Source organism: Agrococcus sp. GW821-FHT14H11 (assembly GCF_058803545.1).
Map to the genome: position 1 here is coordinate 1 of NZ_JBXAPA010000017.1, position 11321 is coordinate 11321.

Annotated in this window: 10 protein-coding genes; 2 read left to right on the forward strand and 8 right to left on the reverse strand. The window is 73.0% G+C overall.

What is annotated here, in order from left to right; translation table 11 throughout:
- Positions 1-31 precede the first annotated feature (31 nt).
- Both AC1RNL_RS13225 and AC1RNL_RS13230 read right to left on the reverse strand, forming a co-directional pair.
- Entirely contained in the window at positions 32-1411 is a 1380-nt protein-coding gene (locus tag AC1RNL_RS13225) for a maltokinase N-terminal cap-like domain-containing protein (protein WP_492935481.1), read from the reverse strand.
- 80 nt (positions 1412-1491) lie between these two features.
- The gene (locus AC1RNL_RS13230; protein ID WP_492935482.1) at positions 1492-4704 is read right to left on the reverse strand and encodes a cell wall-binding repeat-containing protein; all 3213 of its coding nucleotides are present in this window, start codon (positions 4702-4704) and stop codon (positions 1492-1494) included.
- Positions 4705-4926: 222 nt separating this feature from the next.
- On the opposite strand from AC1RNL_RS13230, the gene AC1RNL_RS13235 reads away from it, so the two are divergent.
- A complete protein-coding gene (locus AC1RNL_RS13235; RefSeq protein ID WP_492935483.1) occupies positions 4927-5178 on the forward strand; it encodes a hypothetical protein in 252 nt (83 codons plus the stop codon).
- A 1-nt stretch (position 5179) separates the two neighbouring features.
- A complete protein-coding gene (locus tag AC1RNL_RS13240; protein WP_310121675.1) occupies positions 5180-5314 on the forward strand; it encodes a hypothetical protein in 135 nt (44 codons plus the stop codon).
- A 144-nt stretch (positions 5315-5458) separates the two neighbouring features.
- Here the strand turns inward: AC1RNL_RS13240 and AC1RNL_RS13245 are convergent, their stop codons facing one another.
- The 6 genes from AC1RNL_RS13245 to AC1RNL_RS13270 form a co-directional block, all read right to left on the reverse strand.
- Positions 5459-6424, reverse strand: a complete 966-nt coding sequence (locus AC1RNL_RS13245; protein ID WP_492935484.1) for a DUF4349 domain-containing protein — start codon at positions 6422-6424, stop codon at positions 5459-5461.
- 266 nt (positions 6425-6690) lie between these two features.
- Positions 6691-7665 carry a TetR/AcrR family transcriptional regulator gene (locus AC1RNL_RS13250; protein WP_492935485.1) on the reverse strand — a complete coding sequence of 325 codons (975 nt, stop codon included), beginning with the start codon at positions 7663-7665 and terminating at the stop codon, positions 6691-6693.
- 37 nt (positions 7666-7702) lie between these two features.
- Positions 7703-8530, reverse strand: a complete 828-nt coding sequence (locus tag AC1RNL_RS13255; protein WP_492935486.1) for an aldo/keto reductase — start codon at positions 8528-8530, stop codon at positions 7703-7705.
- Between the two features lie 134 nt (positions 8531-8664).
- Positions 8665-9867 (reverse strand): MFS transporter, encoded by a 1203-nt coding sequence (locus tag AC1RNL_RS13260; protein WP_492935487.1) that lies wholly within the window; start codon positions 9865-9867, stop codon positions 8665-8667.
- Positions 9868-9901: 34 nt separating this feature from the next.
- Positions 9902-10456, reverse strand: a complete 555-nt coding sequence (locus AC1RNL_RS13265; RefSeq protein ID WP_492935488.1) for a hypothetical protein — start codon at positions 10454-10456, stop codon at positions 9902-9904.
- Positions 10443-11051: a hypothetical protein gene (locus AC1RNL_RS13270; RefSeq protein ID WP_492935489.1), complete on the reverse strand. Its 609-nt coding sequence runs from the start codon at positions 11049-11051 to the stop codon at positions 10443-10445. Before AC1RNL_RS13270 ends, AC1RNL_RS13265 begins: the two co-directional genes overlap by 14 nt.
- Between the last annotated feature and the right edge of the window lie 270 nt (positions 11052-11321).

Sequence of the window (11321 nt, forward strand, 5' to 3'; positions counted from 1 at the left end):
CGAGCTATCGTCCGAGAGATCTTCCGCAACCTCAGAACCGATCTTGCGCATCCCGAGACATAGAACTATCCAGCGGGGGAGGGCTGACCAGCGCGCGCACGGCCTCCAGCGGGACCGGCAGCCACGTGGGGCGGTTGCGCACCTCGTAGACGACCTCGTAGAGGGCCTTGTCGAGCAGGAGGGCGCGCAGCACCGGGTCGTCGGGATCGACCGGGCCCGCCTCCTCCGCGTAGCCGGCCAGGAACTCCGACTGCCGCTGGAAGACCCAGTCGCCCGCCGCCGCGCCGTCGGCGTCCGGCAGCTCCTGCAGCGCCGAGCCGGCGGCGTAGTCGAACGAGCGCAGCATGCCCACCACGTCGCGCAGCGTCGGCTCGCGCACCGAGCGCTCGTGCATCGGGCGCAGCGGTTCGCCCTCGAAGTCGAGCAGCAGCCAGCCGCCGTCGGCGCCGCGCAGCACCTGCCCGAGGTGCAGGTCGCCGTGGATCTGCTGCAGCTCGCCGATCGAGGTGATCTCGCGCAGCCGCGTCGCCGCCGCGTCGAGGCCCTCGTCGAGCTCGGCGAGCGCGCCGGCCGCCTGCTCGCGCGCCCACGCGAGCCGCTGCTCGAGGCCCGTGACGAACCGCAGGGTGTCGGACTCCGTCGCCGCTGCCGTGCCGAGCGCATCCGCCAGGTCGTGGTGCACCGTCGCCACCGCGGCGCCGAGCGCCCGCGCGTCGGGCAGGTCGCGCTGCTCGCCGCGCAGCGTCGCGAGGGCGTGCTGGCGGAACAGATCCCATGCGTCGTCGGCGCCCGCGACGAACTGCGAGACGGCCAGCAGGTGGCCGGTGACGAACGCGTCGCCGGCCGGCCAGGTGCCCGCGAGCGACGCGAGCAGGTGCGGCACGCGCCGGCAGCCGGCGCGGGTGAGCGCGCCCGTGACCACGACGTCGGGATTGTCGCCGGGGGAGACGACGCGGAACACCTTCGCGATCCAGGTGCCGTCGCCGCCGATGATGGAGGTGTTCGACTGCTCGCCGGCGATGACGCGGATGTCGCCGGCCGGCGCGGGCGCGGAGGTCGCGTCGCCCGCGAGGCCGTCGACCTCGCGCGCTCCGGCTGCCACGTCGAGGATCGCCTGCACCGCCCGCGGGTCGGCGCAGGCGTCGACGAGCCAGCGGCCGTCGAGCTGCGCGATCGGCGAGGCGCCCGGCTCGTCGCGCCAGGCGACCGGCACCTGCAGCAGCGTCACGCCCGCGCGCAGCAGCAGGATCGCGGCGTCGGCCTGGGGGAGGTCGTAGCGCTGCTCGAGCGACACGTCGAGCTGCTGGCCCTTCAGCGGGTACCAGCGGGTCGTGGGCATCCACGCGGCGATCGCGTCGACGACCGCGGGGGCGTCGAAGCTCGGAGCGTCGGGCAGGGTGGTCGCGCTCATGCGGGCCATCATGCCGCGCGCACTTGGACGTGGGCTGGCCGTCGGGGCGGAGACGGGATCGTCATCTCCGCCCCGAAGCGCTACTGCACGAGTGCGCGCAGTTGTTGTGCGACTGCGTCGTTGATGGAGTTGTGGTCGCCGAGGACGATGACCTGGTCGGGTTGGAGTCGCTCGATGGCTTGCTGGGTTGCGCCGGGGAGTGTCGCCTGCTGGCTGAGGAGGACGGGTGCGCCCTGGGCGCCGGCGAGGGCGGCGCCGGCGAGCGCGTCGGGGAACTTGGCGCCGGATGCGACGTAGACGCGGTCGGCTTCGGGGAACTGGGCAGCGATCAGGCTGGCGGTCTCGTAGCGGTTGCTGCCTGCGATGCGGCTCGTGGGCGCGTAGCCGTGGAGCGAGCTCATGACGGAGGCGCTGACGGACGGGGTGCCGCCGAGGACGACGATCCTGTCCGGGTTCAGCCTGCCGAGCGCCTGGCTGACGCTGCTGGGAAGGCTGGTCGGGTTCGTCAGCAGCACTGGCGAGCCGGTGGCGCCGGCGAGGGAGGCGCCGGCGAGCGCGTCGGGGAAGTTCAGGCCCGAGGCGATGTAGACGGTGCCGACGTCGGTGCCGAAGCCGCGGGAGATCTCGGCGGCGGTGGCGTAGCGGTCGGCGCCGGCGATGCGGGAGACGTTGCCGTAAGCGTCGAGCTCTGCTGCGAGCGCGCGGGAGAGGGTGGGCTCGCCGCCAAGCAGCACGATGCGCTGCGGTTGCAGCCGTTCGAGCGCTCGCGCGGTGGCGGTCGGGAGGGTGTCGCGCTGGGACAGCAGCACGGGTGCGTCGCCCTGCGAGGCGAGCGCTGCGCCTGCGAGCGCGTCGGGGAAGTTCGTGCCCGAGGCGATGTAGACGGTTTCGACACCGGGCGCGAACCGCTCGGCGATCGCGGCGGCAGTCTCCCATCGGGAAGAGCCGGCGACGCGCACCAGCGCGTCGAACGGCGTGACGGCGGCCGATGCGGTCGAGGCGGGGGAGCTGCCTGCGGCGTTCACCGCGACGACCGTGAAGGTGTAGCCGGTGCCGTTCGCCAGACCGGTGACCGTGGCGGTTGTCGCGCTGCCGGAGACGGTCGCGGTGGGACCGCCCGGGCTCGCGGTGACGACGTAGGAGGAGATCGGCGAGCCGCCGTTCGATGACGGGGCGGACCATCGGACCTCAGCAGACGAGACTCCGGGGGTGGCGGTGACCGCGCTGGGGGCGCTGGGAACGGTGCGTGGAGTGACGGCGGCCGACGCCGTCGAGGCGGGTGAGGTGCCGGCGGCGTTCACCGCGACGACGGTGAACGTGTAGCCGGTGCCGTTCGTCAGGCCGGTGACCGTGGCGGCGGTCGTGCTGCCGGAGACGGTCGCGGTGCGACCGCCTGGGCTCGCGGTGACGACGTAGGAGGAGATCGACGCGCCGCCATTCGACGACGGAACCGCCCAGGTGACTGCGGCAGACGTGTTGCCGGGTGTCGCCGCGACAGCCGTGGGAGCACTGGCGACAGTGCGGGGGGTGACGGCGGCGGAAGCGGTCGAAGCGGGAGAACTGCCGGCGGCATTCACCGCGACGACCGTGAAGCGGTAGGACGTGCCGTTCGTCAGCCCCGTGACGGTCGCGGAGGTAGAGGTTCCGGACACGGTCGCCGTGCGGCCGCTAGGGGTCGCTGTCACAACATACGACGAGATCGCTGCTCCATTGTCAGAGGCAGGAGCCTGCCAGTTGACTGATGCAGAGCCGTTGCCTGGAAGGGCAGTCACGGCTCGCGGCGCCGATGGGGCCTGCGGGCGGTCGCCCGTCAGAACTTCGAAAGTGGCAGTGGCGCTCGGCGTCGCGGTATTGCCGCGAACGTCACGAATCGAAGGGATAGCGGCGACCCAAGCGCCGGCGACCGACTCGACGTCGAAAGGGCCCGTCCACTCGTAGATGCCGTCGTTCGCCGAGCCTGACACGAGCACGAGCTGCTGCTCGTAGACGAGGCCGGCCGGTTGCGCGGGGTCACTCTGGAGTCGCGCCACGGGCGCGACCGCGCCGGACGCTGCGTCGGTGATGCGAGCTCGCACGGTGAGCGTGGCGTCGGTCTCGCCGGCGTAGTACTGCTGTGGCGAGACAGAGATGCTCTCAAGGCGGGGTGCCGTCTCATCACCGCTGAAGTTGACCACGTTGACCACGTTCGGGAACCCGGCGGGCGGGCCGAACCAACCGCTGTTGCCGTTCGCGTCACGTAGTGGGTAGAGGACGAGCTCCCATGGGCCGGGCGCCGCGCCCTGGGGCACGAAGGCTGACCACTCGTACCAACCGTCCAGAGCGGTGCCGGACACGCGCTGCATCGCGCCGAACCCGGCGCTCTGATCGGTGTCCTCGCTCGAGAGCGTCATCGTCGGCGCCAACGCGCCCGACCTGTCATCCGTGATGCGAGCTCGAACCGAGACCGTGGCGCCAGCGTCAGCGACGTCGATCGTTGCGGGGGTCACCTCGAGCTCGACCAGGCGAGGCGGCGTCACGTCGCTTGCCCCGCCATTGATCACAGTCACGTCGTTGGCAAAGGATGCGGGCGGACCGAACGAGCCGGCGTTGCCACGGCCGTCTCTCAAGGGGTGCATGGTGGCCTCCCATGTGCCGGCCGCAGCGCCCTGCGGCACCGTGGCTGTCCACTCATACCAGCCGTCCAAGGACGTGCCCGAGACGCGCTGCATGGACCCGAACCCAGCGGTCTGGTCAGTGTCCTGGCTCGCCAGCGTCATCGTCGGAGGCAGCGCTCCAGACTGGTCGTCGGTGACTCGAGCGCGCGCGTGCACTGTCTGGGCAGATTCCGTCACGTCGATGATCGCCGGGCTGACCGAGAACTCGATGAGCTGCGGCGGCGCGGTGTCCGAGCCGGACGGGTTGACGACGTTCACCTCGTTGGGGAAGTCCGAGGGAGGGCCGAAGTCGCCCGCGTTTCCGCGCAGGTCGCGTAGCGGGTACAGGACAACATTCCAGGTGCCAGGAGCGGCGCCCTGCGGAACGGTCGCCGACCACTCGTACCAGCCGTCAAGAGCAGTGCCCGAGGTGCGGCGCATGCTGCCGAACCCCGCGCTCTGGTCTGTCGTCTCACTGGACAGCACCATCGTGGGGGTCTCAGCTCCAGCCTGATCATCGGTGATCCGGGCGCGCACCGAGACGACTGCAGACGTGGCGGATACGTCGATCGAGAGCGGCGCCACCTCGAACTCCACCAGCTGCGGCTCGCTCACGTCGGGTTCGACGGCGCTTGCCGGCATGGGCTGCGACAGCGCCATGACCGATGCGAGCAAGAGAGCCGTGAGCGGAGCGGCAACGGCACGACGAAGAGACGCCAAAGCAGGCCTTTCGGGGGGAGCGCGGAGGGAACCGCGCCCGGTGGTGCTGGGGTTTGCTCAGTATGGCACCAGAGTGACGTTCTCTCGAGGAATTCTTCTTCCGCTCCCTGGCGTCATCCGGCGCCAACTTGCGCCGGATGTACCCCACTTGGGGTACACTCGTTGTCCATAAGCGAACTACTTGAACCCAGCACCACGTACAGCGACGCGCAGATCCAGGAGATCCTCGCGGACCTGAATGCCAACGTCCGCGGGCTCCAGAGCCTGCACGTCTGGGCCTCCCAGCGGGACTTGGACATCGCCCGCCTGACGGCAGGAGCGAACCTGACCTACATCCGCCTCGCCGGGCGGGATGAGCGCGGGGACCCGATCGTGCTCATGCTGCTCGACAACGTATGGGAGAGGGCGATCTGAGATGCCCGAGCACCTCGACTGGACGTTCTACGTCACGATCGGCGCGGTCGCGCTCTTCCCGGCGCTCGTGGGGCTGCTCGTCTACGTGCTGCGGCGCGTGATCATCCGGCGGCATCCGGAGATCGACGAGGGGTAGCGGGGCTCTCGTCTCGTGTCGTCTCGATACGGCCCTTCGGGCCTACTCGACGAGCGGTGGGGCGGGCCTACTCGACGAGCGGTGGGGCGGGCCTGCTCGACGAGCGGTGGGGAGCGGGCCCGCTGGACGAGCAGGGTTGCGGCGCTACTCGACGATCGGTGCCTTGGGCGCGGGGTTCGCGACCGCTGACCCCGGCGCGGCCGCCGGTGCCGGCAGGCGGCGCAGCAGCCGGCGGATGACGAGCCAGGCGACGAGCGCCAGGATCGCGAGCGCGACGAGCGCCGGGATCGACTGGCCGAGCGCGTACAGCGCCGTCGCGCCCCAGGCGAGGAACGCGCTCCAGCCGGCCACCAGGCCGTCCCAGAAGCTCGGCGTGCCCGTCGGCCCCTCGACCGTCGTCGAGCTGATGCGCACCTCGATCGTCGACATCGACACCTGATCCTCGAGCGCCCGCTGCTCCGACAGCAGCTGCTCGAGCTCGCTCGTGCGCTGCGTCAGCTGCGCCTCGACCTCGAGCAGCGTCTCGGTGTCGGCCGCCGTCGTCAGCAGGCCGGTGAGGCGGTCGACCGATGCGCGCGAAGCCTCCACCCGCACCTCGAGGTCGCGCACCTGATCGGTCACGACCTGCTCGCCGAGGTCCACGCTCGTCACCTCGCCGAGCCCGCGCAGCGCCGCGAGCAGATCCTCGACCTGCGCCGCCGGCACGCGGACGGTGAGCATCGCCCACGCCGGCTGGAAGTCGGTCGACGCGCCCTCGGCCCGCCGGTCGATCGAGCCGCCACGGGCCTCGGCGGCGTCGGCCACCGCATCCGCCATCGTGATCGGGTCGCCGACCCGCATGCTCATGGTGCCCGAGATGATGACCGCGCGATCCTCGTCGGGGGCCTCCTCGGGCTGGCCGCCCCCGCTGGCGCCCTGATCGCCGCCGGACTCCTCGGAGCCGGGCTGCGGGGCGAGGTCGGGCTGCTCGGCCCAGTCGGGCGCGCTGCCGTCGGTGACGGGGGCGCCGGGCTCGCCCGCGGACTGCTGACTGCCAAGGGCGCCGCAGCCGGTGAGGAGCACGCTGCCGGCGATGACGATGCCGGCCATCGAGAGGAGTCTGCGGGTCATGCTCTCACTGTGCGCCTGTTCGGGGGAAAGCACAGCCCAACCTTTTGGGGGAGTGGGGCGTCTCGGGAGTGGTCTCGACTCGCGGCCTGCGGGCGCGGCTCGACCGGCGGTGCGGGGAGTGGGGCGTCTCGGGGTGGTCTCGTCTCGATACGGCCCTGCGGGCCTACTCGACGAGCGGGGCGGTGGCGGTCGTCTCGATACGGCCCTGCGGGCCTACTCGACGAGCGGGGTGGGGCGAGCGGGGTGGGGCGAGCGGGGAGGGCGGCCTACTTGCGGGCCTTCGCCTCCGCCTTCGCGGCGCGCAGGTCGGCTTTCGCGGCGGCCCTCGCCGCGGCGGCCTCGGCCTTGGCCTCCTCCGCGCGCAGCCGCTCCACGGCCTTCAGCAGCGCATCCGCCGCCTTCGACTCCGCCTGCCGCAGCTCGGCGCGCGCCTTCTCGACCGCCCGCGCCGTCTCGCGCACCTGCTTGTCCTGCAGCACGGCCGTGGGCAGGCGCTCGAACGGCCGATCGTCCTCGGTGCGCTCGAGCCAGCGCTCGATGCCGTCGAACAGGCGCGACAGGCCGAAGCCGAACCCGCGCTCGGGGTCGGTCTCGCGGGCCTCGAACACGCCCGCGCGCACGGCCGGCGCCAGCAGCGGGAACCGCTCGTCGGTCACGAGCTGCGGCAGCGCCTGCCGCACGGCCTCGTCGACGCCCGCGTTGCTCGACGCGCGCGAGTAGAGCGCGATGTAGCCGAGCAGCAGCAGCAGCGTCGGCAGCTTCATGCGGTCGGGCGCCGGCACGCCCTCGAGCGCGGCGAGGCCGGCCTCGATGATCGCGAGCCGGTTGGGCGTGGTCGGGGTCGAGCTGGGCGGCAGGTCGGCGAGCCAAGGGTGCGCGTCGTAGGTCGCCCGCACGAACATCGCCCACTCCCGCAGCCGCTCCCGCCACGTGCTGCCGGCGCCGGGCACCGTCACCTCGCTCGCGGTGTCGTACATGAGCAGCAGCAGGTCGTCCTTGCCGGTGACGTACCGGTAGAGCGACATCGGCGCCACGCCCACCGCGGCCGCGACGCGGCCCATGCTCACCGCATCCAGCCCGTCGGTGTCGGCGATCTCGATCGCGGCCTCCACGATGCGCTCGGTCGTGAGCTCGCGCTTCGGCCCGCGGTGCGGGAGCGCGGCGACGCCCCACGTCACGGCGTGGGCGTGCGGGAGGTGCGGGGTGTCGTCGGGGATGGGCGCGGGGTCGGTCTGGGTCACGTGGCTCGTCGCTGTCGGTGTCGGTCGTCGGTGTCGGTCAGTTGCGGTCGTCGGGATGCGTGCCGGTGCGCTCGCCGGTCTCGAGCGCCGCGATCGCGGCCATGTCGTCGTCGCCGAGGCGGAACCCGTCGACGTCGAGGTTCTCGCGCAGGCGGTGCGGATGCGTCGACTTGGGGATGAGGGCGCCACCGAGCTGCAGGTGCCACCGGATGATCGCCTGCGCGGGGCTCACGCCGTGCGCGGCGGCGATCCGCTGGATCGTCGGGTCGTGCAGCACCCGCGAGCGGCCGAGCGGGCTCCACGCCTGCGTGACGATGCCGTGGTGGCGGTGGAACGCGCGCAGCTCGTGCTGCGGCAGCCACGGGTGCGACTCGACCTGGTTGATCGCGGGCGTCACGCCGGTCTCCTCGATGAGCCGGCGCAGGTGCTCGTGCGTGAAGTTGCTGACGCCGATCGTGCGCACCCGGCCCTCGTCGCGCAGCTCGACGAGCGTGCGCCACACGTCGACGTAGCGATCGCGGGCCGGCCGGGGCCAGTGGATCATGTAGACGTCGATCGGCGTTCCGAGCGCTCGTTCGCTCTGGGCGAACGCCTCGCGCACCGTCGTGGGCTCCTGCGACGCCTCGCCCCAGAACTTGCTCGTCACGGTGAGCGCGTCGCGCGCGACGCCCTGCTGCTCGGCCCGCCGCAGCGCCTCGCCGAGCTCGCGCTCGTTGCCGTAGAACTCGGCGCCGTCGACGAGCCGGTAGCCGGCGCCGAGCCCGGCGGCGACGACCTCGGCGGTCTGCTCGACGGGCACCTTGTAGAGGCCGAAGCCGAGCGCCGGCAGCGCGCGGCCGTCGAGCATGGGCAGATCGGCGGGCATGGCCTCGATTGTGTCAGGCCGGCCCGCCCGCCGGGGTGGCGGGCTCGTGACCGGCCCGCCCGGGCCCGCCACGCATCCGTGACCGGCCCTCCCGGGCACGCGACACATCCGTCTTCGGTGCCCGCGAGGCCGCCTCAGCGCGGCAGCTCGACCGGCGCGGTGTCGGGCGGATCGCCGATGCCGTGCCGCAGGTCGGGCTGGTGGCGGCGGAACACGGCCGCGAGCAGCGCCGCGAGCGCCACCATCACGACCGCCACCCAGACGGCGCCGACGCCGCCGACCGCGTCGATCGCGATGCCGGCGACCGCGGAGCCCACTGCGGCGCCGAGCAGCTGGCCGGTGCCGATCCAGGCGTACGCCTCGGGGGTGTCGGCGAACTTCACCGTGCCGGCGATGATCGCCGAGAACGCGGCGAGCGCGGGCGCCGTGCCGAGGCCGGCGATGAAGAGGGCGGCCGAGAGGCCGATCACCTCGGTCATCGGCAGCGCGAGCGCCATGCCGGCGAGCACGATCGTCAGCCGGATCGCCACCGACCACGGGCCGATGCCGCGGCTGCCGACCGCGAAGCCGCCGATGAGCGAGCCGATCGCCGAGACCGCGAGCACGAGCCCCGCCTCGAGCGCGCCCTCGCCGAACGTCGCGATGACGCCCGCCTCGACCGCCGAGAATCCGCCGATGAACATGGCCGACACCGCCACCGCGAGCAGCACCGGGGGCTTCCGCAGCACGCGGCCGAGCTTGCGAGTGGTGGGCGGGATGCGCAGCCGGCGCACCTCGGGCGAGACGATGAACAGCGCCGCGCCGCCCGCCTGGATGGCGATCGTGACGAGCATCGTGGGCCCCGTGCCGAGCGCGGACACGAGCAGCGTCAGCAGCACCGGCCCGAACACCCAGATGATCTCCTGCAGCGCCGCGTCGAACGAGAACAGCGGCGACAGCAGCCGCTGCGGCACCATGCGCGGGTAGAGCGTGCGCACCGTCGGCACGATCGGCGGCATCGCGGCGCCCGCGACGAGCCCCGCGGCGACGTCGGCCCAGAGCGGCAGGCTGAGCGACCCGATCGACGAGAGCGCCGACACCGACACGACGGTCGTGACGACGAGCACCGTCACCGTGCCGAAGCGGCTCATCAGCCGCGAGACGAACGGCCCGGCGGCCGCCATGCCCACCGAGAAGGCGGCGAGCACGAGGCCGGCGGCCGTGTAGGAGCCGTGCTGGTGCTCCATGTGCATGAGGATGCCGAGCGAGTACATGCCCGCCGGCAGCCGCGCGATGAGCTGCGCGAGGATGATGCGCGCGAGCCCCGGGACCCTCAGCACCTCGCCGTATGCACGCACCAGGCAAGCCTAGGACTCGGCGGCGCAGGCCGGCTCAGGGGGCGGGGGCGACTGCCTGCATGGTCCAGGCCGGCCCACCGCCGACGGCCATGATGTCGGCGATCAGCAGCGGATCCGGGCGCCCCAGCACGACGGACGAGGTGTAGTCGGGCGCGTGCGCCACCCAGTTGCCGCCCGTGTCGATGCGATCCTCGACCACCTGCAGTCCGGCCGCGGCTGCGCGCACCTGCTGGGGCACCGCATCCCCGCGCAGCAGCAGCAGCGTGTAGACCGCGGAGCCGTCGTCGAGGGTGACGGCGCAGCCCACGTCGGCGTCGCCCACCGGCAGCGCGACCGGGTGGTCCGCCGCTCGCGCGCGCATCGACGCGCCCGTGGCCGAGGCGTCACCGGTGAGCAGACGGGCCATGTGGTCGCCCACCGTCGCCGGGCACAGCTCGGCGTCGAGCTCGCTCGTGGCGGTCGGCTCGTCGGTGGGCAGCGGCGGCGGCAGCGGCACGCAGCCCGCGAGGGCGAGGAGGGCGGATGCGACGAGGCCGCTCGCGAGCGCGGCGCGGCGGGCGCGCGGCGCGGTCGCGTCACTGCGTCGCAACGGTGCCCTCGAGCAGGTAGCGGTCCTGGGTCGACTCGATGCCGCCCTCGGTGAGCACGTCGGCGCCGGGCCGGTGCAGCACGTAGCGGGTCGCGGCGTCCTCGCTGACGAGGATGAGCGCCGCATCGCCCTCCGCGGGCTCCTCCTCGAAGCCGCGCTCGCCGGCGACCCCGGCGACGGTCTCGGGCACCGTGCCCGGGCCCTCGAGCACGCTGAGCGTGTGCGTCGCGGCGCCGGTCGGATCGGTGAGGGCGACCGAGCAGACGACGACGACCTCGCCCGTCGGCAGGTCGCCGGGGCCGTTCGGCACGGGGTCGAGGTCGGCCGCGGTCAGTTCCGGGTCGTCGCCGAGCCGCAGCCACGCCTCGATGAGGCTGTCGGGGCAGCGGTCGTAGGCGGTCGAGCCCTCGCCCTCGGTGCCGGGGTCGGATGCGGTGGCGGGCGGCGCGGAGTCGGGCGCCGGCGCCGCGGGGGTCGGGCCGTCGGCGCCGGGCGCCGTCGTCGCGTAGTTGGGCGGCGGCACGTTGCCGGAGCACCCGCCGAGGGCGAGCGCCGCGGCTGCCGCGACCGCGGCGAGGAGCGGGATGCGCGGCATGGCGGCTCCTCTGCTCGGCGGCGGTGGTCCTGGGGGAACGGTACGCCAGAGCGGGGGTGGAGTCACGGGTTCCCGCCCAGAGGGAGTGGTCTCGACTCGGTCGCTGCGCGACCGGCTCGACCGGCGGGGCGGGATGGGGTGGTCTCGACTCGGTCGCTGCGCGACCGGCTCGACCAGCGGGGTGGGGAGTGGGGGTGGTCTCTCTAATGGTGGATGCCGGTCTGTGACTGGTGCAGGCTGGCGGCGGTGATTGCCGGGCGTGGCTCTTCT

What these genes read in the sequence shown, in the direction of transcription:
- AC1RNL_RS13225 (WP_492935481.1), bottom strand. Translation starts at nt 1,411, where the DNA reads ATGAGCGCGACCACCCTGCCCGACGCTCCGAGCTTCGACGCCCCCGCG.
- AC1RNL_RS13230 (WP_492935482.1), bottom strand. Translation starts at nt 4,704, where the DNA reads ATGGCGCTGTCGCAGCCCATGCCGGCAAGCGCCGTCGAACCCGACGTG.
- AC1RNL_RS13240 (WP_310121675.1), top strand. Translation starts at nt 5,180, where the DNA reads ATGCCCGAGCACCTCGACTGGACGTTCTACGTCACGATCGGCGCGGTC.
- AC1RNL_RS13245 (WP_492935484.1), bottom strand. Translation starts at nt 6,424, where the DNA reads ATGACCCGCAGACTCCTCTCGATGGCCGGCATCGTCATCGCCGGCAGC.
- AC1RNL_RS13255 (WP_492935486.1), bottom strand. Translation starts at nt 8,530, where the DNA reads ATGCCCGCCGATCTGCCCATGCTCGACGGCCGCGCGCTGCCGGCGCTC.
- AC1RNL_RS13270 (WP_492935489.1), bottom strand. Translation starts at nt 11,051, where the DNA reads ATGCCGCGCATCCCGCTCCTCGCCGCGGTCGCGGCAGCCGCGGCGCTC.